This window comes from Catonella massiliensis (genome assembly GCF_016651435.1).
In the GTDB taxonomy this organism is placed as follows: domain Bacteria; phylum Bacillota; class Clostridia; order Lachnospirales; family Lachnospiraceae; genus Catonella; species Catonella massiliensis.
In genome coordinates this window covers 1004721-1031080 of the sequence record NZ_JAEPRJ010000001.1, presented here as the reverse complement: position 1 = coordinate 1031080, position 26360 = coordinate 1004721, and the positions used below count along the sequence as shown (strand labels likewise).

The window sequence follows — 26360 nt, the reverse complement described above, 5'->3', positions numbered from 1 at the left end:
TTATTCCCCCTTTCCACTTTCTGTAGCTGATGAAGTGCCACCGGAAGCCTCTGTGTCTGAAGTCTTCTTGTCTGTGGCAGTGTTATCCATACCTTCTGCTTCTGTTACAGCGCCTTCACTCGCAGTAGTATCACTACCTTCTGTACCTGTTACAGCACCTTCGCTTGCAGCATTATCTGTGCTTTCTACTCCGGTAACTTCGCCATCTTCTGCTTTAACTGCGTCTTCAGCAGCCTTTCCTGCGTCTGTATTTATATATATGACATCCAGCGAGAAGTTAACCTCTACCCTGTCATCCTTGCCCTTTGTCTCTGAAATCGTAGATACATTGGTTACAATTACATTGTTTATCTCTCTCATACGCTTGATGATATCTGCTACAGCTTCTTTGTTGCTGACGGTTATATTAAGAGATATCCTGTCAGGCAAAGCATTGAAGGAGAGCACACGTATCTCTGAAGGCATCCTTCTCTCAAGCTCCTCTATAAGGGACTTTAAGCCGTTGTTATTAGACTCTGTAAGCTTAACCGCAGAGCTCATCCAGTCGTAGTCAGCCTTGGCGATGAGGTTAGCCTTTTCAACCTCTTCTATGTAAGAGTAGGCTGTTATCTGTGTATTAAGCGAAGCATTCTTCTCCTTTGCTGAATTGTAATCAAAGTATGCCAGTATAAACCAGGCCGCAGCTCCAATTACAAAGACAGCACTGATAACTGAAGGGATAACCAATGCACCTATGCTTGTAGTGGCTTCACCCCCACCTGACTTAGAGGAGGCCTCAAGTCTTCTTTTATTGATAGCAGGAAGGAGTCCTCCCTTAAGGGTCACACCGATACAGGAGTAATATGCTGCAAGGTGCTTTTCTACCTCCTCTTCATTTTTCACTATGTGGAAGGTCCTAAGCGGAGGCATCTTCTCAGTATGAATGCCAAACTCAGAAGTAAGGAACTCCATAAAGCCCTTTATCTCGGCACCAATACCGATTACATCTATCTTCTCTATCTTGATTCCCTGAATCCTTGAGAGATAATAGTCGAGGATTCTGGCTACACTGCCTGATAGCATCCTAAGGCTTTCGGTGACATCCTCCTTTAGCTTATACTCAGCATTTGAAGCAATTACCTCGTAGTCTTCATATACGCCGTCTCCGTTTGCATCCACTGCCTCATCAAAGAGGAGGTTGTTATCATATAGCACCTCAAGTCCACTGGCAAAGTCAGGACGGCCATACATTCCATTCTCACACACTATGGATACAGCCTCAGATACACCGTAGCTTATATGACGCTGGAGTTCAATTCTATCACCATCCATTATGGTAAGTATAGAGGAACGTCCGTCTATTTTAAGTAATGCCCTGATTCCTTCTGCACTTTCACCTTGCATAAGAAGCTTGGAGGCATTGCCGGTATAGCCCATACCGTATAGGCTAAGTCCTATGTCCCTTGCCAGGCACTCATAGAACTCTATGATGTCGCGGGGAATAGCCAGGACGTTTAGCCTGTACTTCTTTGTCTCCCCCTCTGTGAATTTCTCTATAATCTCATGTACGAGTACATATTGGGAGAGGTCTACCGGAAAGTATTCTGAGGCATTAGCTGAAATAAGGTCATCTATCCTGCTCTCCTTTACTGCAGGAATGATAACCTCTCTGGTAGCCATACGGCTTGAATTGATGACAAAGACAACCTTCTTGGTGGTTATCTTCCTTCTCTTCAATTCTGCCTGCAATACGCTTGCAAACTCTTCTGAGTCATTCTGCTCGAACATATTGTTAGGCGTAGAAAACAAAAATGAGTTGTATATCTTTGTTTCCCTTCCTCCGCAGGATACCTCAAGAACCCTAACAAGGCTTCGTCCGCATTCAATACTTAGTACTCTGTTTTCCATGTTATTCTCCAAATTAAAGTTTATTGTTTATATCAAAAACTGCTTAAATACCATTCTATAAAACCATTGCCCCAAAGCATAGCTATAAATAATCCCGCCGAGAGGTAGGGACCCATCGCAAGCATCCTCTCTGCACCTTGCACCTTCATACGTATGAGGTGAAGCATAGAGCCTAGTATACAGCCTATAAAAAATGCCAGTACAATCAACTGCCAGCCAAGCAAGAGCCCTGCTGCAGCCATAAGCTTAATGTCTCCTCCTCCTATAGCTCTGCCCTTTGTTATCATATACAGAATAAGAAGAAAACCACTTACTATAAAAAAGCCTATAAGGTAGTCAGGGAAGTTGTTAAAATCCAAGACCACCTTAAGACATCCAAGTACCAATATGAAGATATTAATACTGATTGGAATCTCATAAGTCCTCCAATCTATTACCGTAAGCACTATAAGTGCTGACGTAAATAATGCATAAATAATGGATATTACGTTCAATCCGTTTACTGCAAATACAAGTACGTATAAGAAGCCATTTAGCCCCTCAATTATAGGGTATTGAGGTGAAATATGACTTTTACAACTCCTACACCTTCCGCCCAGGAAGATGTAGGAAAACAAAGGAAGCAACTCGAACCAACTTAGCTTATGACCACAGGTCATACAATGCGAAGGTGTAGTCACCACTGTCTCACCCCTTGGTATACGATAGATGCAGACATTTAAGAAGCTGCCTATGGTGATACCGAAGAGGAAGATAAGTGCATAGATGAGGTAGGTCATAGTTTCGTAGCTCATAATGTTCCTTTCAGTAGTTAATGTATAGTTCTGATTACTCAGTCATCTTGTCCTTGTACTCACCGGTAAGCTCAGGATAAAGCTGTGAAACGGCAGAACCGCTAGCTGCCTCACCAATTTTAACAACAACTTTACCGCTCTTGACGTCATAAGTAGCATAGAACTGATTTTTGTCAGATACCTTACTAACTGGAACTTCACTTAATAAGTTGCTCTTTTTTGCCTCGTCCATTATAGCACTACCACTAACTGGAATATCTGATTTGTTCTCTTTTAATTTGTTATCAGCTATAAGAGTCTGAATTACAGTTGCAATTTCCTGTCCGTTCTTAACATCTGTTGAGTACTTTGATCTCTGTACATACTTAATGAACTGTGGTGCAAGAAGTCCGATAAGTACTGCCATAATAGCAATAACGATGATAAGCTCTACAAGGGAGAATCCCTTATTGTTTAATTTTCTCTGGTTCATGTTTTCTTTCTCCTTTTTGATTAAATTATTATATCTTAAAAACACTCCCTATAAGTGCTTTTAATTCAAAGTAAGCGAAGGCTGTCGCCCTATGGCTGTATTATAACATATCAACTTTGCTAATTCAATACTTGATTCCATATTTTACAAAGTTTAGTTATTATTTTGCTTTTTATGATATCTTATATCACGTATCAGCAACTTATTTGTTATAACGTGGGTTCTATCCTTCTTATAATAAAGATATCGGATAAATCCACAAACTTCTTAACAGTAAAAGAGGTAAAATATAAAATAATTCTTTTGCCACAGCTTAGGTACAAAGTACAAAATATAGTCAAGAGCATAAGCAAATAGCCTATATATCGTTATTTTCTATACTGTAGCAGTTCCTCATATTTCATATCTACCCTATCGTAAAAAGCGATATATATTCACACTTACGCATATCTCTTAGGTTTGTACACAAATACGAATTATAGATTGTCAAGTGCTCCGTACATGGATATCATAGGCCCCATGATAACAGATATGAGGAGGATAACGATGCCCGCAAGCACCATCATTATCATAGGCTCAAGTGCCGCCATCAGTGTCTGTGTAGCCATCTCTACCTCTTCATCATAGTAGTCGGCTAGCTTACTTAGCATACCCTCTATGTCTCCTGTTTCCTCTCCTATCCTTGTCATATAGCCTACCATAGGAGGGAAAAGCCCGCTCTTTTGTATAGGCTCTGACATAGGCACACCCTTTACTACCTCTTCCTTTGCCTTCTTAAGACATTCCTTATATAGGTAGTTTTCCATGGTGTTGGAGGTAATCTCAAGTGCCTCCACCATAGGAAGTCCTGCATATACCAGGGTTGACAGTGTTCTTGCAAAGTTTGCCGAGGCATTCTTTACATTGATGATACCAAATACAGGGAGCTTCCTGGCTATGGTACCGAAGGTTATCTGACCGGGTATCGTCTTCTTGTATACATTCACAGCCACAATGAAGGCAATGAGAAGGCCTACAAGCACGTACCACCTGGCTATGATGAAGTCACTAAGCTTCACTGCAAGCACTGTCTGTATAGGAAGGTCTGCTCCCAGCTGGTCAAACATCGACTTGTAGGTAGGTATAATCTGTACCAGCATCACTATGATGACTATAACAGATACTATCATAACTATGGTAGGATATACAGATGCCTTCTTAAGCATGGCATCTAACTTAGCCTTCTTCTCGAATCTCTCCGCCATACGCTCAAAGGCTACCTCAAGCTTACCTGAAGCCTCTCCTGCCGCCACCATGGATATCATGATGGAAGGGAATATCTTAGGGTACTTTGCCATAGACTCCGAGAGGGTCTCACCCTTTTGGATATTGGCTCTTACCTTTACTATGGTCTTTGCCATGGTCTTATTCTCTGTAGCCACAGACAACATCTCTAAAGCATCTATGATGGTTACACCTGCATTTATCATACTGATGAACTGCCTACAGAACACACTGAGGTCTCTTATCTTAATACCGCTTCCAAAGCTAAACTCTATGTCCTTGGTAAGGATATTCGCCTCTTCAATGCGGATAAGCGTCATCTCGTTTTTCTTTATCTGAGTGACCGCATCACCCTTGTTTTCAGCCTGTATGGTACCCTTCTTTTCTTTTCCTTTGTTGTCTATCGCAAGATATGTAAAATCTGCCACTTCTTACCCTCCTAAAATCTTCCGATTCTCTGCTTCATCCTCTCAAAGCTGAAAGCATGTCTAAGTGCAGTCTCTTCGTCTATTCTTCCTTTCACATACAGCTCGTATATGGCATCATCCATGGACTGCATACCGTCTTTCTTTCCAGTCTGGATGAGGGAAGGTATCTGGTAGGTCTTTCCTTCTCTGATAAGGTTCCTTATGGCGTGGGTGGCTATCATGACCTCGTAGGCAGCAAGCCTTCCCTTGCCTTCTATCCTTGGAAGAAGCTGCTGTGTGACTACTCCTTCAAGGACTCCCGCAAGCTGAACCCTTATCTGCTGCTGCTGGTGTGGAGGAAATACGTCTATCATACGCTCTATGGAGTCAGCCGCAGAGTTGGTATGAAGGGTCGAGAATACAAGGTGTCCGGTCTCAGCCGCTGTGATAGCGATGGCGATGGTCTCCAGGTCTCTCATCTCTCCTACCAGGATGACATCAGGGTCTTCTCTAAGGGCAGCCTTCAGTGCTGCTGCGTACGAGGTGGTATCTGAGCCTATCTCTCTCTGGCTTACTATACATCTCTTATGTGGGTGTAGGTACTCGATAGGGTCTTCAAGTGTGATGATGTTCTTGGCATCCCTTCCCGATATCTCTCCTATAAGGCTTGCAAGTGTGGTGGACTTACCACTTCCTGTAGCTCCTGTAACCAATACTAGCCCCCTCTTCTTGTGGGTAAGCTTCACTACCGAGTGTGGTATGGCAAGCTTTTCAGGAGTAGGTGTCTCAAAGCTAAGTATTCTAAGCGCCGCCGCATAGGTGCCTCTCTGGCTGAATACATTTACACGTACTCTAAAAAGGCCCGGAAGGGAGAAGGCAAAGTCAAGCTCTCCTGCCTCCTTTAGGTTACGTATGTCATCTTCGCTCATTACGTAGGAGATTGCTCCCCAGGTCTCTTCAGGGGTGAGGTGGTAGTCAGTCTGTGGAACCATCTCACCGTCTATTCTAAACATAAGCGGACTTCCCGGAGAGAGATGTATGTCTGATGCTCTTTTCTCCTGGGAAAGTCTAAGTATTTCTTCTATCGTCATATTACCCTCACATTTCTTTTTTTATTATACAACTTGGTTACCTAAGTCCTATATCATAGGCTGTCATATCTACTGTGTATTACAAAGCTTCATTTCCTAAGTACTATATCATAGGCTGTCATATCTTTTCTGTATTCAGGGCTTAGTTACCTAAGTCCTGTGTTAGTTCTCAAAGGTAGTTTTTATCATCTCGTGGACTGAGGTTATGCCCTTTATTACCAGCATAGTTGCACTCTGCCTTAAGGTGTGCATACCCTCACGCATTCCCATTTGCTTTAGCTCACTTACGGAGGCATTTTTTGATATCAGCTCCTTAAGAGGAGGTGTGATTTTCATTATCTCATATATACCGATACGCCCTGAGTATCCTGTGTTGTCACACCTCTCACAGCCAACCGGCTCATATATCTCGGGATTTACATCTGCCCTTATGCCCATTATCCTTCTTTCGGTATCGGTGATTAAGTGAGGCTTCTTACAGTACGGGCAGAGCCTTCTTACGAGTCTCTGTGCTATGATTCCTACCAGGGAGTCTGCAAGGAGGTAGCCCTCCACTCCCATATTGATGAGACGGTTGATGCTTCCTGCGGCTGAGTTTGTATGCAGGGTGCTTACCACGAGGTGTCCTGTGATGGAGGCCTGCACCGCTATCTGAGCTGTCTCGCCGTCTCGTATCTCTCCTATCATGATGATGTCCGGGTCCTGTCGAAGGATAGAGCGGAGGGCACTCGCAAAGGTGAGTTCTGCCTTTACATTTACCTGTACCTGATTGATGCCGTCTATGTTTGCCTCTACAGGGTCTTCTACAGTGACTATGTTTACATCCTCTTTGTTAAGCTCTGAAAGTGCGGTATAAAGTGTGGTAGACTTTCCGCTTCCCGTAGGCCCTGTAACAAGGAGGATACCGTTAGGGTTCTTAAGTATGTCGTCAAAGGCCTGAAGCTCGGAAGGGGAGAAGCCCAGTTCACTCTTGTTTCTGGTAAGGGCCTTCTTCTGGGCAAGTCGCATAACACACTTTTCTCCGTATACTGTAGGAAGTACAGACACTCGGATGTCATACTCCCTCTTGTCTACCAGGATGGTGAATCTTCCATCCTGAGGCTTTCTCTTCTCTGCGATATCCATACCGCCTATTATCTTAAGTCTTGCCATAATGGCAGGAAGGAGGTGGATGGAATAGGTGAATTTCTCATAAAGCGAGCCGTCTATACGAAAGCGTACACGTACAGAATCTTCTTTTGCTTCTATATGTATATCGCTGGCTCTCTGTCTGGCTGCCTGCTCTACCATAGAGGTTACAAGCTGTACTACAGGGGAGCTTTGTACGTCCTGGCTTGACAAATCACCTTCTGCAAGCTTAGCCGCCAGGTCCTCTCTTTCCCTAGCGTATTCCTGGGCTGCCTTTATTGTCTCTGTATCTCCATAGTATCTGTCAAGGGCTATGAGAATGTCACGGGTAGTAGCTACCGATGGTACTACGAGGAGATTGGTCACTATACTAAAGTCATCTATGGCTGACATATCCATGGGGTCTACCATGGCTACCTTTACCTGATTGATGGTATTAGGTACGAAGGCATAAGGTATCATCAGATGCTTCCTTAGTACGCTTTCATTTATGAGGCTTAGTACGTTATCGGGGATATGTACTGTCGATAGGTTCACATACTCAAAGCCTAACTGTGAAGAAAGAGCCTCAGCTATGTCCTGCTCAGTAGCAAAGCCTAAGTCAGTTATGGCCTCACCTATCTTCTTATTCTCTGCTTTCGCAGCCTTAAGAGCTTCTTCAAGCTGTTCTTCTGTAAGTATCCCCTCTTCTACCAGAATATCGCCTATTCTCTTCTTTCCCTTACGTACCAGCATTACGCCCCTCCTATAGTATCACTTTATCGTATTCTAATATCTCTTCCTCCCTGTGGTTCTCCCTGTGGTCCTCTATATAGTACATTTCCTTTTCATATCCGTATACGTCATTTTGACAAGCCCCTTAAGGAAGGCACAGACAGAATAACCCTAATATGTAGTTCGGCATCTATTCGTCTTCTATTAACTGCTTCTTTATAGAAATCTATATATAAGCCTCTTTTTCTACATTTATAAGTATACCAATATTGAATAAAAGAATATGCTGATATACCCTTAAGTTATATATAAGTATTATGATATAAGCACCAAAAGTATAAAATCAGGCGTGGCCCTGCTTGAGGGAGTGTATATTATCTTCTGACACTTGTATCATATTATCAGTATAATACCGGGTAACTGCAACCAAATTAAAGTATACGTATCTTTATAGCATATTTCGGTTACATTGAGGTTACAAATTAGTTATTTAATGTTTATTTATGTATTTTATGAAACTTATACAATTATATGGACTTTATTTTCAGATATTTCATAATATGTTATAGCCATGCTGATTCCTGCTTATTATGTGTAGGCAGGTGTTTGGTCTTGACAAATTGTTATTCTTATGTTTTAATCATCATTACAAACTGTGAAAGGAAGAAGTAAATCAGAGGTTCACTTACAGAGATTAGCCGGTTGGTGAGAGGCGAAAGAAAGAGTCTGGTTGAATACATCCCGGAGTTTCACACTGAAAGCGTTGTTTAATAGGCTGTGACGGCAGACTTCCGTTAGAGAGTCAGGGTATAGACTGTTGTACCCGTTTGAGGCAGATATATTCTGTGAATTAAGGTGGTAACACGAAGCTTACGCTCTCGTCCTTTAGGGGATGGGAGCTTTTTTTGTTTAAGGGAAAATCTTTGTGGTTTTCAGAAAACAAAAACTTTCTTGGATATGAATAGCTTTTATATGGTTAAAGGAGGATAATATGACTGTTTACGAGGAACTTAAGGCAAGGGGGCTGATAGCCCAGGTAACTAACGAGGAAGAAATCAGCAAGATGATAAATGAGGGAAAGGCTGTGTTCTATATAGGCTTTGACCCTACTGCCGACAGCCTTCATGTGGGACATTTTATGGCGCTCTGCCTGATGAAGCGCCTCCAGATGGCAGGTAATAAGCCTATAGCCCTTATGGGTGGCGGTACAGGTATGATAGGCGACCCTTCCGGCAGGAGTGATATGCGTACCATGATGACTAAGGAGACCATAGAGCATAACTGTGAGTGCTTTAAGAAGCAGATGGAGCGCTTTATAGACTTTGGCGAGGGCAAGGCTATCATGGTAAATAACGCTGACTGGCTCCTAGGCCTTAACTATATTGAGTTCCTTAGGGATATAGGCCCTCATTTCTCAGTAAACAGGATGCTTGCGGCGGAGTGCTACAAGCAGCGTATGGAGAAGGGGCTTAGCTTCCTTGAGTTTAACTACATGCTTATGCAGGGCTATGATTTCTATATGTTATACCAGAAATACGGCTGTAATATGGAGTTTGGCGGAGATGACCAGTGGAGCAATATGCTTGCAGGAACTGAGCTTATAAGAAGAAAGCTTGGTAAAGATGCACACGCTATGACTATCACTCTCCTGCTTAATTCTGAGGGCAAGAAGATGGGTAAGACTGCAAGCGGTGCTGTGTGGCTTGACCCTGAGAAGACTACGCCTTATGAGTTCTACCAGTACTGGAGAAATGTAGATGACACAGATGTACTTAAGTGCCTTAAGCTCCTTACCTTCCTTCCTATAGAGGATATCCTTGCTATGGAGTCCTGGGAGGGTGCGAAGTTAAACGAAGCGAAGGAAATCCTTGCATACGAGCTTACTAAGCTTGTGCACGGAGAAGTGGAGGCAGCGAAGGCTCAGTCTGCTGCGAAGGCCTTGTTTGCAGGTGGCGGAAGCCTTGAGAATATGCCTTCCTTTGCTATCTCTATGGAGGATGCAAGAGACGGTGTATTTGACATCATTACCCTGCTTCACAAGTCCGGCCTTGTGGCTACCCGCTCAGAGGGCAGACGTGCTGTAGAACAGGGAGGAGTGGTTGTAAATGACAACAAGGTAACTGACTTTGCCGCCACCTTCACTCCTGATGAGCTAAGGGGCGATGGACTTATAGTAAGAAAGGGTAAGAAGAAGTTCTGCAAGGTGGTACTGGAGTAGGACTTGTGATTGAGCTGCAAAAATCCCCTGACCTTGGGCCGGGGGATTTTTAGTTTATTTTATTCTTTGAGGAAGAACAAACAATTTAATGTGGTGATTAGTAGGTATATACGATGTCCTTATAATCACTGAAGCTCTTGTACATACTGTAGCTTCTCTTTGCTCTGTACATCTGTGCATCGTAGGTTGCATCTACTACGTTCCACTTGGAGTTGTCATATACATTGTTCCAAGCGTGATATACTGTGGCATTAACGGTATATCCTGTAACTACCTTTGTAGGAACCCCCACGCTTCTTAACATCGAAGCTAAGAGCACTGAATAATCGTAGCAGATACCTTTCTTATCTGTATATATCTTCTTGATGTTTGGAATGTACTGTGAGTACTTTGCTATCTCGTTGATGTTGTTGGCTTTGTCATAGTCATAAGAGTAATTCTTAACTACAAAGTCGTAGATGTACTTAATCTTCTTGCTTCCACCTTTCTTTGCTAACTCCTGAGCCTTTTTGATGGCTTCATTGGTAGTATTCCAGTCTATAATGAGGTTAGATGAAAGGAAAGCATCATTGTCACTTGAAAGTCTCTGGGTAACACTTACTGTCTGCACTACTGCGTATTTGGTACCTGAGATGTTTCTACATAGGATGAGCTTGTACTCACCATTTCCCTGTGTAAGAGGGATATTGATGTCTACATTTCCCTTAGGTATGTCATACTTGTACTGAGTGCCTCCGGTAAGCTGAACAAGAAGCTTAACCCTTGCATCATTGTCGTTGTTGTAGACAAGTTTAACTGTTCCATCGTTTGCGTTCTCTATAGTTGCGCTGTCTGCGAGTGCCTTATCGGGGTTTGCCAGAAAAGCCAGTAACAACAGGCTTAACGCAAACAAGTATTTGTAAAGTCTGTTCATACGTTTTTCTCCTTTGGTTACGTTTTAAGATTTGTTTGTAATATAATATACCATTTTGAAACCAAATGCAAGTACTTTTTTAAATTATTTTTAAAATCTGGCTTTTTAAAATAAAAAATAAGCCCAAAATGCCGGTTTCTGTTTTTGACTCCTAGCGTTTACTAGGTGGGCAACCGCACATATTCATCTGCCTTCCACCGAAATGAGGCCTGACATCAAAATATGGATATAGGAATCCCTTTTTAAGTCATGTAGGTTCAAAATATCAGAAATTATCGAACATTCCAGGCTTATCTAAAGTCATCTTGTCCTGTTACTTTGATTATACTCGAAAAAATTAGATTTTTCAAGGATAATTAATCCAAATTTTCTTATGGTTTAACAAGGTGAGTATTTACTTTTATCCTTTCGCAGTCTTCACAGTCACATTCGACTGCCGGAGAAAAGCGTTTGCCTGTAAGGTTCTTTCCTGCCTTGGTTATGATAAGCTTTCCATCCGCAAGCTTTATCTGTGTTCCTCCCATATGGTCGGTTCTTAGTATCCTGCCGCCTTCTCCTGTCATCCTGGATAGAGCATCTCTATGAGGATGTCCATAACGGTTCATAAGGCCACAGCTTATAAGATAAAGCTTTGGACTGACTTTCTTTAGGAAGTCATCTGTGGAAGAATTCTTGCTTCCGTGATGGCAAACCTTCAAGATATCACAGTCAAGGATGTCTTTTCCAGTGCTGTCAATTATCTTTTCCTCTGTAGAGCCTGCTATATCTCCTGTAAAGAGCATCGACAATCCCTTATAATCCATCCTCATCACAATGGAGGCTTCGTTCTGATCTTTAATGTCTTCTTCTCCTGTCGGATAGATACATCTAAAGCTAATATCTTTACCTACAATTTCATCTCCTTTTTTCATGTAAAAGAGCTTAATATCACGCATTTTAGCCAGCTCCTTTAGCTCTTCAAGCTCTGCACAGTTAAGCTTATCTGATGTGTAGCTTGCGGAGATAATTATTCTACCAATAGTTATTTCGGCACATTTAAGCAAATCATTTACCCCATTTACATGATCTTTATCCATGTGTGAGATAAAAATCGTATCTACCTTCCCCCAGCCTTTCGACTTTAAGAAGGGTAAAAGCCTTGTTTTACCTACGTTTTGTACTGTTGTACTACCACAGTCCGATATGTAAATATCGTTATTGCCATCATTTACTACAAAGCAGTCACCCTGTCCTATATCAAGCATATTGATGGAGAATTCTCTTGGTTTATATGCAATAATTAAAAAGGAGGTAAAGGTCATAAGCGCTGTAAATACTATTCTTTTGGATGTATTATATCCTTCAGGCAGATTGTTCTTTAGTGACCGAAGCTTATTTTCCCTTCGCTTTAGTGCTAGAAGGTAAAATACTATCACAAGTATCAGGTAGTAAAGTACTATCTGCCATTTATCAGGCTTTCCTATGATTAGTCTAAGGAAGGTAAGCCTATCACCCAGCCTGCAAAAGAGGGTGTATAAGTTTAAGATATAATGTGTGATGCCAAGGATGAAGCTTCCCAAAATCTCAGATACAAGTGCCACAAAGCCTCCTAAAAGCCCTGTGATAACAACCAGCGACATAAGAGGAATGACTATAATGTTTAGGAGGATTCCTGTAAGTGAAACCTCATAAAAGTTATTTAGTACGATGGGGAGTGTAGCTAGCAGGATGCTTATGGAAGATATGATGGAGGCAAGAAGGAGGTGTAGTCCTTTTATTATCCCTCTTTTATGGTAGATATCGACCTTAAAAATATACAACAATTCAGGCATTATATAGAATATTCCTATAACCGCAAAGAACGAAAGTAAAAAACCACTTTGATATATGACTCTATGATTCATTACAATAAGTATGAGAGCTGCAAGAGCAAGCCCACTGGGCAAGTCATAGCTTTTCCCTATGACGAAAGAAATAAACAGTACGCTCATCATAACAATAGCTCTTGAGGTAGATACTGAAAACCCGGTAAATGCTCCATATATAATCAAAATAATGCTTGATGCAATGAGTGGGAAGCTAAAGCTGATCTTTAACCTTCTTAGAAAGAGAAAAACAGCACCACCTAATAGAGAAATATGCAGACCTGAGATTGAAAGCAGATGGCTTATTGAATTTTCCTGATATAGTTCTTTTATTTCTTCGTCCAGACCTCTTTTGTCACCTAAAACCATAGCCGAAAGGCTTCCTGCATTTTTATCACCAAGAATCTTCTTATATTTGTCAGAAATTGCCAGATTTAATCTATGTAGATATATATCAGGAGAAAAGCTCCCCTCTTCTTTCACAATCCTTATATCTTTTGCATCCAGAATACCGGTATAGCCTTCATTTTTATAGTAGGCGTTAGCGTCAAACTGTCCGGGGTTTAGCTCTCCGTCAAAAGCTTCAAAGCTTCCGGTGCAGCTTATTTCCCTGCCATATAGAATCCTAGAAAGCTCGGATAAATCTATATCCACGTCATTATAAAGGTTACAGCCCGCAAACAGGTCACTTTCTTTTATTTTAAGGATGAAGGCGCTTATCTCATCAGAATCGGCTTTTACCTTCAGCCTGTAGCTTCGCTCACCAAAGGGCACATCGTAGCTTTTTATCTCCTTTATCCTTCCGGTCAGGCTTAGGGTCTTGCCAATATAGGCAAAACCCTCGTCTTTACTTAGGCTGTCATAAGCCATTATCAGGAGTATAACAAATAGTACCGCAGCTACAAGCGGTCTTTTAATTCTCAGCAATAATATCTAACTTCCTTTCAACAGGTAAATCAATAGGGATGGTCTCTCTATAAGAGCTGACAGGCTTGCCATCTATAAAGAACTGAACCTTTGTCACAGAGCTTATTTCAGAGAGTGAATTGACTACAGAATATACTATGACCTCATCAGATACTCCTTCCCTGCCCTCAAGAAATTCCTTGCTAAAGTCCACGTAGCAGATACCATCCTTAAATGTCACCTTGTTTAACTTGGTTCCGGGTGGCATAACAGGTGCAAGCTTATCATTATCAAGTGGTCCTGCCATAAGCTGTCTTATGACAAGCTCTTCTAATGAGATAGTTCCGTCAAATTCTACGTTGTGTCTGGTCTGGTAAAGCTTCTTTCCATCAGCATTGGTATAATAAAGGCTTATCTGGACTGTCTGGTAGTAAGTGGTCTCACCACCTGTATTGTCTATAAAGTCATCAGCAGACATCGCGCCTACAGGATTTAACTCGGAGTACATAAGGGGCTGATTTTCTACCCTGTACTCTACCTTTTTGACTTCCTTTATCTGGCAAAGAGTCTTTACTACAGATGCACGCCTTAGTATCTCGGATATCCCTGTAAGCTGGTGATAGCTTTCTGAGAAATCAAGCGTAAGGACGCCGTCTTTAAGGCTTTTGCTCTTTAAGTCTACCGAATCCGGTATCGGTTTTTTAAGAGCAGTTCCATCAGGGACATTGTTAAGCTGCTTTAAAAGTTCGCCTATTAACTTATTAGTCTCTTCTTCCTTTGCCACATAGTCCTCTGATACCAGTTTGTCTTCTGAACTGCTGACATAGTATATCTTATATGAGTTTTCTGCTTCTTTAATATTGTCATTTGCACTGCTGCCACAGCCTGTAAGTGCAAGCGAGAGGCAAAAAAGGCAGAACAAGAGCTTAAAAGGCTTACAATCTGGCAAGTCTAAATCCACCACCTTTCTTCTTGGCTGTATGCGGCTTTGGAGGGATGTAGCTTAGAGGGATTCTTACGGTAAATGTAGTTCCATCATCTTCCTTGCTATATAGGCGAATCTCTCCGTGGTGCATCATCACTACATTTTTAGTTATGGAAAGACCAAGGCCTGTTCCGCCGGTTCCCCTGCTTCTCGCCTTATCGACTCTGTAAAACCTCTCAAATATCTGATCCTGAAACTCCTCAGGTATGCCTATTCCTGAATCAACCACCTTTACAAAGAAGAATTTGTGGTCAGCATTTAGCGATACCCTAACCCATCCATCCTCTTTGTTGTATTTTATAGCATTTTCTATGAGGTTAGACAGTGCAAGTGAAAGCTTGACCTCATCTACCTCTGCTGTTACAGCTCTAAAGCTCTCAAATATCAGCTCCACGTGGTTTTTAACTGCGATGGGGCGAAGCCTCTTAAGTATCTGCTCAAGAAGCTCGTTAAGGTCTGTAGGCTTCACATTGATAGTACCTGTTTTACGGTCAAACTTGACCAGGGAGAGAAGGTCATTTATTATCTTGTCTTCTCTCTCTATCTCATTGTTGATATCCGTAAGAAATTCTCTGTACATCTCAACACTTGCATCCGGCTGGCTAAGCAGCGAGTCTGCAAGCACCTTCATAGATGTCATAGGAGTCTTAAGCTCATGGGATACGTTAGATACAAACTCCTGTCTGCCTCCCTCAAGCTTTTTAGCCTTTATTAACATCTTGTTAAATGAGCTTGATACAGCTTCAAGCTCTGTGTAGCTGTATACAGAATCAATCTCTTCTATGTTGCCATCAGTTATCTTGTCTATTTCTGAGGAGAGCTTACCTAGAGCCTTAGATACACTAAATGCATATCCAAATGCAATTATCATTACTATAGCACCTAGAATCACAAGTATAGTACTTGCGGTATACGACAGCTTATCTCCTATAGACATAGGTGCCTTAAGAGAGAAACTAAACACCAGTATGCCGATAACAGATTTGTCGTTTGTATTGGTGATTGGGAGGATGAGCTCTACATAGTTTTTGTCGCTGTTTCGATATATGCTTTCCTTGCCGCCAAGACTGGCAATCGCATCTTCTGATATAAGTGTTTTATCCTTTTCAAGACCGAAGGTGTCAAAAAGCACCCTCAGATTCTTGTCTATAACGAGAGTTCGTCCATCATACATACTGGAAAAGTACTTGATTTCAGATTCATACTCGGTAATTGAGTCCTTCGTCACAGAGCCCGGTACACTTAGGTTATTGGCAATCGTAGTTCCGTACTCCCTTATAGTTGACACTCTGTAGTCATAGGCATTCTTATCGTAGGATGCCATAAGTATCCTTGAGTATATGATAAGAGAACACAGAGTAACGAAAAACACTACCATAAAGCCCTGAAACTTTAAGCTCCTTACAAACTGGATAAGCGGTTTAATTCTTGAAATAATAACCCACCCCCCACTTTGTATGGATATATCTAGGCTCACCCGGTGTCTCTTCTATCTTCTCACGAAGTCTCCTTATATGCACATCAACGGTCCTTACATCCCCCGGATAGTCTGAACCCCAGATGATGTCAAGGAGCTTTTCTCTTGAGTAGACCTTGTTTTCATCCTTTACAAGAAGTTCAAGGAGATCAAATTCCTTGGCTGTAAGGTTGATTTCGTTATCTTTGATATAGACTCTCCGCCCTTCAAAGTCTATGGACAAATCCCCATATACAGACTTGCCTGATGCTTCCTTGACTACCTTACTTTTTTCATTTCTTCTAAGGATTGCCTTGATTCTGGCTTTTACCTCCAGTATGTTAAACGGCTTGGTCATATAGTCATCAGCGCCGTATTCAAGCCCCATTATCTTGTCTATGTCATCTCCCTTGGCAGTAAGCATAATGATAGGCACATCTGAGAACTCCCTTATCTGCTGGCATACTTCAAAGCCGCTCATCTTGGGGAGCATAAGGTCTAAGAGTATCATATCATAAGAATTAGCCTTCACGTACTCTAAGGCTTCTTCTCCATCATAGGCGGCATCTACCTCCATACCATCCTGCTCTAAGCCGAATCTAATCCCCTTTACAATAAGCTTTTCATCATCTACAACAAGAATCTTCCTTGCCATATACTGCCATCCTTTCCATAATGCCAATTAAAATGCCAATTAAATGCATAATTTAAATACCGGTTAAATACGTATTTTAATGTTTGTTTAATAAGCATCCACGATGTCACTCAAATGCATATTTTATCTTTAATTTTATCAAAAAACTTCTGTTTAATGCCCTTAATCTTCATAATATCTTTAATGTCCCTAAATCCGCCCTTTGCCTGCCTATAGGTGATAATGAGCTCTGCCTTGGCTTCTCCCACGCCATTTAGCTTCATAAGCTCTTCTTTGGTGGCAAGGTTGATATTGATAAGTGCATCTCCTCCCTCACCAAAGTTCACCCCCTGTGAAGAAAGACCTGTACGCACTCCTTCCACTCCTATGGATGCGAGGACTCTGTCCGCACCGTTAGTCTCTTTCTTTAGCTCTGCCTTTGTTGGCACATAGACCTGTACTCCGTCTTTTAGTGCCTCTGCCTGATTGATGCCATAGCTTGCAGCCTTCTTCGTGCATCCGCCTGCTGCCCTGATTGCATCTACTACCCTTGCATCAGGTGAGAGTTCGTAGACTCCTTCTCTTCTCACGGCACCACAGACGTGGACAAAGATTTTACCAGTCACTACATTTGGACTTTCTTCACCCGTAGGTTGTATGTCTACGCTCTTACCCTGGCCGTTCTTAGCAAACTCCTCTTTTTTATTATCTACATCTGTCAAGTCCGCAGTCTTATCATAACCAGACTCAGAGTAGTTTGCTGAGCCTTGCGATATGTCTTCTACTACCTTAAGACCTGTCTCTTTCCCTTCATTTTTCCCGGAAAACACAAAAACAGCCCCGGCTATCCCAATAAAAAGCAGAACCACAAGTACTTGCAGCCTACTTTTCATTCTTCCTCCTTTTTAGCCAAAAGTAGGCAGAAACAAAGCCATTCCCTGTTTCTGCCCAACAAAAGTAAAGATTACCTCTCAGGCAATCCCAAAAATCAAATAACAAACATCTATATTGTACCTTAAATCACTTTGAAATACAAGTATCCTCCCTGCTTTTTCGAGATTTTTTTGTGAGATTATTTTCTTACTTTTACAGGACTATTTCACTTGCAACCCATCTTGTATTTTGGTATATTTGAATGAGATTAAAGCTAAAAGGAGAACACATTGTTAACATTCATAGTAATAGGGCTAAATGTGGTAATATACATAGTACTTAATATGTTTTTACTTCAAAATGGAATAGACGTGATATCTCACCTGGATAATTCCTGGATGGCCGTTAAGTTTCACGGAGAATACTACAGGATCTTTACTTCTACGTTTCTTCATGCTGATTTGGACCATCTTCTAAACAACATGTTTATACTTTTCATAATAGGCAAAAGGTATGAGGACAGCGAGGGGAGGGTCCGCTTTGCTTTGGTGTATTTTCTAGGCGGAATCCTTGCAAGCATAGCTTCTTTGTCTTATAATATGTATATGGGAAATGAAATCGTCTCCCTTGGGGCTTCAGGTGCGATATTCGCCCTTATCGGGGCTTCTGTAGCATCCGTAGTAAAATACAGGGATAAGCTTAAAACGATAACAAAAAGACAAATGATACTGTTTGCTTTGTTCTCTCTGTATGCCGGCTTTAGAAGTACAAGCACAGACAACATAGCCCATCTGGGTGGATTTGTTGCAGGCTTTTTAATCGGTCTTCTCATAACAGGACAATCAGACAGTCAGGAAGGTATTTGGCATGAATATTAACATTTATTATGGCGGGCGGGGACTCATAGAAGACCCGACCATCTACGTATGTGACAAGATAACTGAGGTGCTTAACGAGCTTAGGGTACAGGTTAAGAGATATAACCTCTATGAAGAGAAAAACAGCATAAGCATGCTTCCAAAGACTCTTAAGGAGGCAGATGGCATTATCCTTGCTTCAAGCCTTGAATGGTTTGGAATAGGCGGTTATATGCTGCAATTCCTTGATGCGTGCTGGCTTTACGCAGACAAGTCAAAGATAGCCGGTACTTACATGATGCCTGTGGTCACTTCCACAGCTTTTGGAGAAGACGAATCTTATCTAAGCCTTATAAGAGCCTGGAAAATCCTTGGAGGTAAGACCTGTCAGGGCATTAGCTCCTACGTGGAAGACCATACAGAGTTTGAGTTAAACGGTCAGTATACAAGAAGGATAGAGAGGCTGGCTGAAGACCTTTATAGGGCAATCAATCAAAACCTAACCGTATTTCCTTCAAGTGAGTTAACTATAAGGAGCAACACAGTGGTAGGAAGCAATCTTCCTCTCACTCCTCAAGAGAGTGAGCAGCTCTCTGTCTATGTATCGGATGACAACTATGTGAAGAAGCAGAAGGAGGACATAGAGGAGCTTTCTCAGATGTTTAGGGAAATGCTTGGCAATGAAGGCACTGACCAGGGAGACAAGATAAAGCAGTTTAGAAACCACTTCAGGCCTCAGAAGGACTTTAAGGCTACCTACAAGATAGAACTGTCTGACCAGTCACGCTCTATAATAGTGGAGGTTAACTCAAACGAGCTAAAATGCTACTATGGAGAGCTTGACAATACAGATGTTTCTTCAAGGACGACCACCGAAGTCCTTGACAATATAATAGCCGGAAAGATTACCTTCCAGAGGGCATTTATGTCCGGAGACCTGGCTGCCAAGGGTAATTTTAAGACACTTAGGATGTTTGATACTATATTCCAGTTTCAGAAAGAACAATAAGGATTGAAAGGGTGATACTATGAAGGATGAAAATTGTATTTTTTGTAAGCTTGCTAACGGAGACATACCTACTGCTACTGTATATGAGGATGAGTATCTAAGGGCAATAATGGATGCTGCCCCTGCCAACAAAGGGCATATCATTATCTTACCTAAGTCACACGCTGCGGATATCTGCGAGCTTAATGACGAATATGTAAGCAGGGCTTTTGTACTGGCAAAGAAACTGGCTGTGACACTTAAGAAGCTCACAGGCTGTGACGGTGTGAATATCCTTCAAAATAATGGCGAAGCCGCAGGACAGACTGTATTTCACTTCCACGTACACGTAATACCACGCTTCAAGGATGATGATTGCACTATAGTTTGGAAACCTACTTCCTACGAGGACGGTGAGGCATCAGAGGTTGCTAAGAAGATTGCTGAATTATTATAGCTGTTAGTTGTAGCAAGATGGCATTAGTTCGACATACTGCTGTTAGACTGATGACTACAGCTTATGCAAGTTTCTTTGATTATAATAAAACAGTTGCTATGGTGCTTAGAATAAGATATTCCAAGGCTTTCCATAGCAACTGTTTTTCATGTAGAAGTGTATTTATAGCGGTTTATCTGATGTCTGATTTAGTCAGTTTATTTTTAGGATTAACCATTCAGTTATTTTATGCTTATTTAGTCAGTTTATTATCAGTCTGATTTAGTCAGTTTCTTGATAAGCTCCATTATGATGTTTATCGCATCCTTTTGAGGGCTGTTTTTCATATTATCTATGTATTCCTGTCTGTTCTCATAGGTTCTAAGTATGATATCAAGCAGTCCTTCCTCTGTGATATCCTCTTCATATAGGACCTCTGAAAAGCCCTGTTTCTTAAAGGAATCCGCATTAAGTATCTGGTCTCCCCTGCTTGCCTTAGCAGACAGCGGTATGAGTACATTGGGTATCCTCAGGGCTAAAAGCTCACAGATAGCGTTGGCTCCTGCTCTTGAAAGTGCGATGTCTGTTATCTTAAATATATCCTTCATCTCTTCACTTACGTATTCAAATTGCACGTAGCCCTTTACATCCTTATACTCCTCTTTAGCCTTACCCTTGCCACATAGGTGAACTACATCAAATCTTTCGGTGAGCTTAGGAAGGATATTCCTAACTGCTTCATTTACCGCAGAGGCGCCAAGGCTTCCACCTACTACCAGGAGTACAGGCTTATCTCCGCTAAAGCCACAAAACCTTAGTCCCTTTTCTCTGTCTCCCTCAAAGAGCTCCTCTCTTATAGGAGTACCTGATAATATACCTTTATTCTTAGGGAGCTTTTCTAAGGCTTCAGGGAAGTTCGCAAGTACATAGTCTGCCTTAGGTATGCATAGTTTGTTCGCAAGCCCCGGTGACATGTCTGATTCGTGGATGATAGTAGGTATCTTACAGGTCTTTGCTGCAAATACCACAGGTACGGTGACAAAGCCTCCTTTAGAAAAGACCACATCAGGCTTTAGCCTCTTTAGTATCTTAAGGGATTCGCCAAAGCCTTTAAGCACCCTTAACGGGTCCGTAAGGTTCTTGACACTTTTGTATCTTCTTAGCTTCCCTGAGGAAATACCTATGTAGTTGATGCCAAGGCTCTCAATCATAGACCTTTCCATACCGTCATAGGTGCCTATATAGTGTATCTCGTAACCTTCTTTTTTAAGTGCCGGGATAAGTGCTATATTGGGGGTTACGTGTCCGGCAGTTCCCCCTCCTGTAAGTACTATCTTCTTCATCTCATACCTCCAAAGCCTGATTCTATAATCTGCGTACAACAGCTTTCAACTCTATATTAAGAATTGCATATCCGGGCTTCAATGTTTTACTTGTATCACTGTTTTGGGTTGACTATTTGAATCAAGTATATAGCTTTAAGGTATAAAATACAAGCTAGACAAGGTATTTAAATTCATATCTCTTTCTTGATATAACTATGGAATCCCCTTTATTTACCCTCATTCTTCCAAAAGGCATCAGCCTAATCCCGTTTAAGAAGGTGCCGTTGGTGGAGTTAAGATCCGTAAGCCACAGCTCTTCCTCTTCCCTGTCTATCCTTGCATGAAACCTGCTTACTGTACTGTCCTCTATAGTATGGTGGGTTTTATCTCCTGACTTTCCTATAAAGAATGGGAATTCTGTAAGCAGTATATTATCCTCGTTTGTATCTTCGGGCTTTAGACAGTATATGCCGTTACTTATCATAGCTCCGGTAAGAAGGGTGGTAGCCTCACCTACATTATCTGATGCTTCTGTCTTTGGCTGTTTAACCTCCCTCACATTATAAGAGAGCTCATTTTCTCCCACAGCCTGTAGTTCAACAAGCTTTTCAGGTTTACTTCCTATATCGGCATTAAGATAATCCCAGACCTTTTTAAGCTTTGACTTGACAAACAATGTCTTATCTGATTTTTCTTCCTTCTGTTTTTTCTTAAATAGCGAAGGTTTTACTTTAGGTGTCTCTTCTATGTCTGCCTTCTGTGTTCTTGCCTTCTTACTCTCTGCTTCTGCCCTGTATCTTCTTGCCATACTGTCTGCACCTTCTATCTCTTGCCTGCAAGACTTATCTCCAGTCCCCGCTTCAAAGCCCTTTAAGCTCTTGGTAATGTTTCTTTCATTTTCAAGCCTAATTAGCTCCCTGGCCCGCATATCAAGGCTCATATGTGGGGCAGAGAGTATCTCTTCAGCCTTTTCCCTTATCCTTTGGAGGCTTCCACCTGTACTTACGCCCTGCATACCTTCACTTTCTTTTGCAGCCTGATATAGTGAGTATATCATCTTTACTGCACTGTCATCCTTATAGTCAACCCTGTCAAGAAGTCTCTCAAACAGCCTTGTGAACGTAGCGTTCCCACTCTCAATACCATATATCCAGTAGAATTCGTCTTTTTTGCCAAAGCTCTCATAGATGTAGGCTTCATCAGTAATTAGTCTGTCAAAAGGCAGGAGGAATTCTTCCAGGCTCTTTGCAGCTTTTATAATAGAGCGTAAAAAGGCTTCTATCCTGTCTGCTGTCAGCTTATTCATCTCAAAGCTCTGGTTTATAGGTATAAGTCCATTCATATTGTAACAAAAATAATTCTCAAGGTTCAGGCTCTTAAAGCTAACCGGAACAAACGCAGGGATATCATTATGAGCAAACATTCCTACGATGTAGTCGACTTCTCCAACAGGCTCTGACTTAAGATAATTCCTTCCCCCGTCTTGTACATAGCTAAAATTCTCCATCTTACCAAACTACCTCCATAAAATACCATAATTAAGCAAACACCAATATCTTGATTATTCATCACTTAGGCTTTCCAGTGCCCCAATTCTTCTAACAAACTCTCCGGGTACATATTCTTTATACTCTTCCTTAAAGCTTCCATCTGTTAAATCCCTGTCCAGATATTCAGACACAAACGGAAGTATCTTAAACTCCACATCTGCATTTACCTGCCATTTTCCACCGGACTTATAGCTTTTCAGGTCTTCATAAGTTAAATAAAACAAGGTTTCCCTGCCTTTCTCAGAGAAAGTCCACTCTCCCTCTGTATTTTCCGCTGTATACCTGATAAGCTCACTTCTTACTTCACTTCTTAGAACCACTATGTCGTGTTCGTAATATGCAAAAAAAATGATAGCAAACATAGCTATAATGACAGTCGGAAATATAATTGCTGCCTCTATTACCAGACTTCCTTTAAGCTTCATACAGCCTCCTTTAGAAATAGCTTGGCTATGATATATATGACGCAGATAAATGGGATGAGTGGAAAGCTTCTATTCCTTTGCCTAAATCCATATCTTGCTACGATAAATGCCAAAAATAATAAATCTGACAGAAAAAATACCATAAGCATGTATATGACTCCGCTTTCCATTGCAATAAGTGATAAGACTATGGCATCAGCCATACCAAATGCCTGCTTTGTTATCAGGCTTAAGCCTATTAGTATAGCAGCAGCCGCTATGGCAGTGATATCCACTCCATTGTTATATACCGAGGTAACAAGCCAAATAAGCGTTATCGGCAGGATGATAAAAATATGTATCTCTTTTTTCACTGCATCTATGACGCCAAGTAAACTTAGTAAAACTATATTAATCATGTACACTCCCACATCTTGTGCAGGGCCTGTAGCCTGCTGCCTCTGCATCTACCTTCTTCATCGTATTTACACTTCTTTTGATACCGGTACAGTTTTTATCCTTATGTATCCTGTTTCCTTCATCAGTTATATAGACTATCCCAGTCAGGTCCCCCTTTGCACAGTATTCACAGGGGTAGTATTTTGCCCCACCCTTGTTTCTAAGGCTCTTTACTAAGGTATAATCTACCTCCCTTATGGATAGACTTATATGGCTGCACATATTGCTTGTATGATATACCTCTCCTGTCTTTGTGACAAATACTATCCTATTATCTTCTGCATTATCTGCCTCTGCCTCACTGTAATACCTCCCCGTAAAGGGCCTTGCTACAGCAAGCCTCTCAAAATAAGCTCCGTTTAGCAGCTCTCCCTTTGCTATTTCTATAAGCTTAGGGCTATTGCCATCTTCTTCCTCGGTTACGTAGGCAAGCTTTGCCATCTCTCTTGCTTTATCTGCCGCTCTTGCACTTAACTCTGCCTGAGTCTGAAGGAAACTTGTCCAAAATATGATTAGGCTTATGGCAAGTACAAATAGCGGCATGGAAAGCGCTGCCTCTATAGTGAGGCTTCCCTTTAACTGTTTCACATTATTACCTCATCTTAATTCATCTCTTCTGCTCCAGACTGCTCATATACTTATACAATATAATCGAATATTTTACCTGGTGTTTGTTTGTTTATTTGATTCTACTTTTTATTGGGATTTAAATTTTATTTTAAAAAAAGATAATGTGTTTCACCAAAAAAAGGTAAAGCAAAATATTCTAATGTGGTTTAGGCGACTATTCCTGATCCACCAACAACAGCTCCTTTCTTTATTACTATATATGAGCACTCTGCAGCAGCCTTTACTCTCTGCAAAGGCTTTGCGATAACTGTAAGCCTGCTTCCCAGTTATCTGTTTTTCTTTGAACTATGCCATCGAGGAAGGCAAGCCTGAATATTCTTGGCATAGTTTTTACGCTCACTTCACCGTTCACTCCGGCATACATGCTGTCAGCTCTGAAGCCTTGATAATATCTTAGCTTGATGTTCTGCTCTATTAGCTTTACCATTCTGATAGGGAGTTTACCTGAGGCAATTACAAGAAATGAATCTAGGAAGCTTTGGTATTTTAGTTTTACTCCTTCTGATTTACCGGGCAAAAGAGGGATATCATCTCCCTTTAACAGGCTTTTTACCTCTTTTCTTGCCTCGTCCATCGACCAGCCCATGACAATGCCGTACTTAATTATCTCTATGGCAGCAGGAAGCGCCAGCACACTTGCAATGGCAGCCGCAATAGCCTCTGCTTCCGCCATCTTATCCTTCCTTGTAAGGAAATATCCATACCAGACTATAGTCCTAAGTCCAAATATTCTGTTGGCTACAGAGCTTAGATTGGCTTCATCGCTTTCTTTGCCTGCTATAAGGTACTCTAATCCATATCTAAGAGCCTCTTTTTTGTCTTCTTCCTTTACCTTTGATAGGAAGTTCTTAAAATGTGCCTTAGCATAGAGAATCAAAAGCCCCTTTTCTACCAAGTCGGTCTTTTCTTCTTTTTCGGTCTGTACTTCACCCCAAGCTGTAGAGCTAATCTTTCTCTTTGAGATCTTCTTATCTCCTGATATAAAGAAGCTCAATGTTCCCCTGGCACTTCCATCTCCTGTGGCATCATCCAGGTTTTTCTGACTTTCCTTGTACTTTTTCTTAGCGTCTGCCACTTCCTTTTCAGTGTACTTTGGGGTATCATCCTGTACTTCTGACTTTTGTACTTCTATCTTCTTTGCCATAGCCTTAGGCTTTTCGACCATCTTTGTATGTATCTGATTGGATGATTCTGACCTTTTGGCCTCTTCTACACCAAGTAAGCCTGACTTAGACTGAGCGTGTACCTCTGTGCCTATGATTTCCTTTATATTTTCTGCACCTTTTTTAATATCATTTGCCTTCTCCTCAAGCTTTTTCTTCTCTCTTTCAAGCTCGATTAACTTCTTCTCTGCTTCTACTTTGATTTTGAGACCTTTTCTTAGGGTGTCTGTACCGTCTTCCGCCGTTTTAATGAGATTTGCATTGTTAATTAGCTTCTTATCTACTCCTGCGGCAGCACCATACTTCATATAGGCTGCTGCCTGCTTTGCAAAAAAGTAACAGTTATTCTCTGTCATGTTTTCCTTAAAGCTAAGGCTTGTAAAACTAGCTGTAGTCCCCAGATAATCTCCTTTTCCACCGGGCATCATCTTATCCATATAAGAATTGGCAAGCTTAACTGCCCCCTCCTCTCCATTAAGTAAAGAGGCGTCTACAAAAAATATATGGTAATCATTCCATAGCTCTCTTTGATACTCAGCAAGGATATTCTGCTCAGCGAGGTAAGAGTTATCTAAGGCTATCTCGCCTGCCACTGTTACCCTCGCAGACTCAAGCAGGCTTCCTATTAAGGCTGTCACAAAAAGGAGAGCTAAAGATAAAAATATGGTTATACTTCCCTTAACCTTCATTCTCCCCTCCTAAGTCTTAGTGTAATGGTGCTGTTATCTGCCTCTGGCTTCCCCTTATTTTCAGAAAGATTTCATCAATCATTTCTTTTAAGTTCTTCCTGAATATAATTATGAGTCCAAGTACAATAACAAGTATCAGGATAATCTCAATTACAGCTATACCTCTATTGTCATCCTTCGCTTCTTCCCATCTCTCTTTTGCAAGCATTTTCTTTACTTCCATGCTGTAAAATAAGTCATTTGCCTTTGTCTTCATCATATCAATAATCTTCAT

23 protein-coding genes, 1 other RNA gene and 1 other annotated feature are annotated in these 26360 nt (G+C 41.4%); of the genes, 4 read left to right on the top strand and 20 right to left on the bottom strand.

The genetic code is table 11. The features are described from left to right. The 6 genes from JJN12_RS04680 to JJN12_RS04655 all read right to left on the bottom strand — a co-directional run bounded on the left by JJN12_RS04680 (nt 1) and on the right by JJN12_RS04655 (nt 7777). The gene (locus JJN12_RS04680; RefSeq protein ID WP_208428588.1) at nt 1-1887 is read right to left on the bottom strand and encodes a type IV pilus biogenesis protein PilM; all 1887 of its coding nucleotides are present in this window, start codon (nt 1885-1887) and stop codon (nt 1-3) included. Between the two features lie 32 nt (nt 1888-1919). Beyond that, a complete protein-coding gene (locus tag JJN12_RS04675) occupies nt 1920-2681 on the bottom strand; it encodes a prepilin peptidase (RefSeq protein ID WP_208428587.1) in 762 nt (253 codons plus the stop codon). 34 nt (nt 2682-2715) lie between these two features. After that, nucleotides 2716-3153, bottom strand: coding sequence for a type II secretion system protein (locus JJN12_RS04670; RefSeq protein ID WP_208428586.1), 438 nt, complete (start codon nt 3151-3153; stop codon nt 2716-2718). 476 nt (nt 3154-3629) lie between these two features. After that, a complete protein-coding gene (locus JJN12_RS04665) occupies nt 3630-4844 on the bottom strand; it encodes a type II secretion system F family protein (RefSeq protein WP_208428585.1) in 1215 nt (404 codons plus the stop codon). Between the two features lie 11 nt (nt 4845-4855). Then, nucleotides 4856-5914, bottom strand: coding sequence for a type IV pilus twitching motility protein PilT (locus tag JJN12_RS04660; protein WP_208428584.1), 1059 nt, complete (start codon nt 5912-5914; stop codon nt 4856-4858). 162 nt (nt 5915-6076) lie between these two features. Then, nucleotides 6077-7777: a GspE/PulE family protein gene (locus tag JJN12_RS04655; RefSeq protein ID WP_208428583.1), complete on the bottom strand. Its 1701-nt coding sequence runs from the start codon at nt 7775-7777 to the stop codon at nt 6077-6079. Nucleotides 7778-8402: 625 nt separating this feature from the next. After that, nucleotides 8403-8645, top strand: a binding site (T-box leader). 102 nt (nt 8646-8747) lie between these two features. On the opposite strand from JJN12_RS04655, the gene tyrS reads away from it, so the two are divergent. After that, on the top strand, nt 8748-9974 hold the full coding sequence (tyrS, locus tag JJN12_RS04650) for a tyrosine--tRNA ligase (RefSeq protein WP_208428582.1): 1227 nt from the start codon (nt 8748-8750) through the stop codon (nt 9972-9974). A gap of 97 nt (nt 9975-10071) precedes the next feature. Here the strand turns inward: tyrS and JJN12_RS04645 are convergent, their stop codons facing one another. From JJN12_RS04645 to JJN12_RS04615, 7 genes are all read right to left on the bottom strand, one after another. After that, complete coding sequence (locus JJN12_RS04645) at nt 10072-10887, bottom strand: transglutaminase domain-containing protein (RefSeq protein ID WP_208428581.1); 816 nt, start codon at nt 10885-10887, stop codon at nt 10072-10074. A 116-nt stretch (nt 10888-11003) separates the two neighbouring features. Then, a non-coding RNA gene (gene ssrS / locus JJN12_RS04640) (6S RNA) lies at nt 11004-11181 on the bottom strand. A gap of 77 nt (nt 11182-11258) precedes the next feature. Then, nucleotides 11259-13658 (bottom strand): DNA internalization-related competence protein ComEC/Rec2, encoded by a 2400-nt coding sequence (locus tag JJN12_RS04635; protein WP_208428580.1) that lies wholly within the window; start codon nt 13656-13658, stop codon nt 11259-11261. After that, nucleotides 13645-14586, bottom strand: a complete 942-nt coding sequence (locus tag JJN12_RS04630; RefSeq protein WP_208428579.1) for a GerMN domain-containing protein — start codon at nt 14584-14586, stop codon at nt 13645-13647. Before JJN12_RS04630 ends, JJN12_RS04635 begins: the two co-directional genes overlap by 14 nt. Then, nucleotides 14573-16099, bottom strand: a complete 1527-nt coding sequence (locus tag JJN12_RS14455; protein ID WP_328706788.1) for a sensor histidine kinase — start codon at nt 16097-16099, stop codon at nt 14573-14575. Before JJN12_RS14455 ends, JJN12_RS04630 begins: the two co-directional genes overlap by 14 nt. Then, nucleotides 16044-16733 (bottom strand): response regulator transcription factor, encoded by a 690-nt coding sequence (locus tag JJN12_RS04620; RefSeq protein WP_208428578.1) that lies wholly within the window; start codon nt 16731-16733, stop codon nt 16044-16046. Before JJN12_RS04620 ends, JJN12_RS14455 begins: the two co-directional genes overlap by 56 nt. Before the next feature lie 110 nt (nt 16734-16843). Next, entirely contained in the window at nt 16844-17605 is a 762-nt protein-coding gene (locus JJN12_RS04615; RefSeq protein ID WP_208428577.1) for a ComEA family DNA-binding protein, read from the bottom strand. Nucleotides 17606-17875: 270 nt separating this feature from the next. Between JJN12_RS04615 and JJN12_RS04610 the strand changes: the two genes are divergently transcribed. The 3 genes from JJN12_RS04610 to JJN12_RS04600 are packed head-to-tail and all read left to right on the top strand — an operon-like array spanning nt 17876 to nt 19887. Beyond that, the gene (locus JJN12_RS04610) at nt 17876-18463 is read left to right on the top strand and encodes a rhomboid family intramembrane serine protease (RefSeq protein ID WP_208428576.1); all 588 of its coding nucleotides are present in this window, start codon (nt 17876-17878) and stop codon (nt 18461-18463) included. Then, nucleotides 18453-19451, top strand: coding sequence for an SCP2 sterol-binding domain-containing protein (locus tag JJN12_RS04605; protein ID WP_208428575.1), 999 nt, complete (start codon nt 18453-18455; stop codon nt 19449-19451). Before JJN12_RS04610 ends, JJN12_RS04605 begins: the two co-directional genes overlap by 11 nt. Before the next feature lie 19 nt (nt 19452-19470). After that, nucleotides 19471-19887: an HIT family protein gene (locus JJN12_RS04600; protein WP_208428574.1), complete on the top strand. Its 417-nt coding sequence runs from the start codon at nt 19471-19473 to the stop codon at nt 19885-19887. 251 nt (nt 19888-20138) lie between these two features. Here the strand turns inward: JJN12_RS04600 and JJN12_RS04595 are convergent, their stop codons facing one another. From JJN12_RS04595 to JJN12_RS04565, 7 genes are all read right to left on the bottom strand, one after another. After that, entirely contained in the window at nt 20139-21209 is a 1071-nt protein-coding gene (locus tag JJN12_RS04595; protein WP_208428573.1) for an undecaprenyldiphospho-muramoylpentapeptide beta-N-acetylglucosaminyltransferase, read from the bottom strand. Nucleotides 21210-21363: 154 nt separating this feature from the next. Beyond that, nucleotides 21364-22698, bottom strand: coding sequence for a DUF6382 domain-containing protein (locus JJN12_RS04590; protein ID WP_208428572.1), 1335 nt, complete (start codon nt 22696-22698; stop codon nt 21364-21366). A 54-nt stretch (nt 22699-22752) separates the two neighbouring features. After that, on the bottom strand, nt 22753-23166 hold the full coding sequence (locus JJN12_RS04585; RefSeq protein ID WP_208428571.1) for a TadE family protein: 414 nt from the start codon (nt 23164-23166) through the stop codon (nt 22753-22755). Next, on the bottom strand, nt 23163-23564 hold the full coding sequence (locus tag JJN12_RS04580; RefSeq protein ID WP_208428570.1) for a hypothetical protein: 402 nt from the start codon (nt 23562-23564) through the stop codon (nt 23163-23165). Before JJN12_RS04580 ends, JJN12_RS04585 begins: the two co-directional genes overlap by 4 nt. Next, on the bottom strand, nt 23557-24192 hold the full coding sequence (locus tag JJN12_RS04575) for a TadE family protein (protein ID WP_208428569.1): 636 nt from the start codon (nt 24190-24192) through the stop codon (nt 23557-23559). Before JJN12_RS04575 ends, JJN12_RS04580 begins: the two co-directional genes overlap by 8 nt. Nucleotides 24193-24454: 262 nt before the next feature. After that, nucleotides 24455-26086: a DUF5702 domain-containing protein gene (locus JJN12_RS04570; RefSeq protein ID WP_208428568.1), complete on the bottom strand. Its 1632-nt coding sequence runs from the start codon at nt 26084-26086 to the stop codon at nt 24455-24457. Between the two features lie 16 nt (nt 26087-26102). Next, nucleotides 26103-26360, bottom strand: coding sequence for a Flp1 family type IVb pilin (locus tag JJN12_RS04565; protein WP_236013696.1), 258 nt, complete (start codon nt 26358-26360; stop codon nt 26103-26105).

Coding starts and splice junctions, on each gene's coding strand:
- JJN12_RS04680 (WP_208428588.1), bottom strand. CDS start 1,887: ATGGAAAACAGAGTACTAAGTATTGAATGCGGACGAAGCCTTGTTAGG.
- JJN12_RS04675 (WP_208428587.1), bottom strand. CDS start 2,681: ATGAGCTACGAAACTATGACCTACCTCATCTATGCACTTATCTTCCTC.
- JJN12_RS04670 (WP_208428586.1), bottom strand. CDS start 3,153: ATGAACCAGAGAAAATTAAACAATAAGGGATTCTCCCTTGTAGAGCTT.
- JJN12_RS04660 (WP_208428584.1), bottom strand. CDS start 5,914: ATGACGATAGAAGAAATACTTAGACTTTCCCAGGAGAAAAGAGCATCA.
- JJN12_RS04655 (WP_208428583.1), bottom strand. CDS start 7,777: ATGCTGGTACGTAAGGGAAAGAAGAGAATAGGCGATATTCTGGTAGAA.
- tyrS (WP_208428582.1), top strand. CDS start 8,748: ATGACTGTTTACGAGGAACTTAAGGCAAGGGGGCTGATAGCCCAGGTA.
- JJN12_RS04645 (WP_208428581.1), bottom strand. CDS start 10,887: ATGAACAGACTTTACAAATACTTGTTTGCGTTAAGCCTGTTGTTACTG.
- JJN12_RS04620 (WP_208428578.1), bottom strand. CDS start 16,733: ATGGCAAGGAAGATTCTTGTTGTAGATGATGAAAAGCTTATTGTAAAG.
- JJN12_RS04615 (WP_208428577.1), bottom strand. CDS start 17,605: ATGAAAAGTAGGCTGCAAGTACTTGTGGTTCTGCTTTTTATTGGGATA.
- JJN12_RS04605 (WP_208428575.1), top strand. CDS start 18,453: ATGAATATTAACATTTATTATGGCGGGCGGGGACTCATAGAAGACCCG.
- JJN12_RS04600 (WP_208428574.1), top strand. CDS start 19,471: ATGAAGGATGAAAATTGTATTTTTTGTAAGCTTGCTAACGGAGACATA.
- JJN12_RS04595 (WP_208428573.1), bottom strand. CDS start 21,209: ATGAAGAAGATAGTACTTACAGGAGGGGGAACTGCCGGACACGTAACC.
- JJN12_RS04590 (WP_208428572.1), bottom strand. CDS start 22,698: ATGGAGAATTTTAGCTATGTACAAGACGGGGGAAGGAATTATCTTAAG.
- JJN12_RS04585 (WP_208428571.1), bottom strand. CDS start 23,166: ATGAAGCTTAAAGGAAGTCTGGTAATAGAGGCAGCAATTATATTTCCG.
- JJN12_RS04580 (WP_208428570.1), bottom strand. CDS start 23,564: ATGATTAATATAGTTTTACTAAGTTTACTTGGCGTCATAGATGCAGTG.
- JJN12_RS04570 (WP_208428568.1), bottom strand. CDS start 26,086: ATGAAGGTTAAGGGAAGTATAACCATATTTTTATCTTTAGCTCTCCTT.
- JJN12_RS04565 (WP_236013696.1), bottom strand. CDS start 26,360: ATGAAGATTATTGATATGATGAAGACAAAGGCAAATGACTTATTTTAC.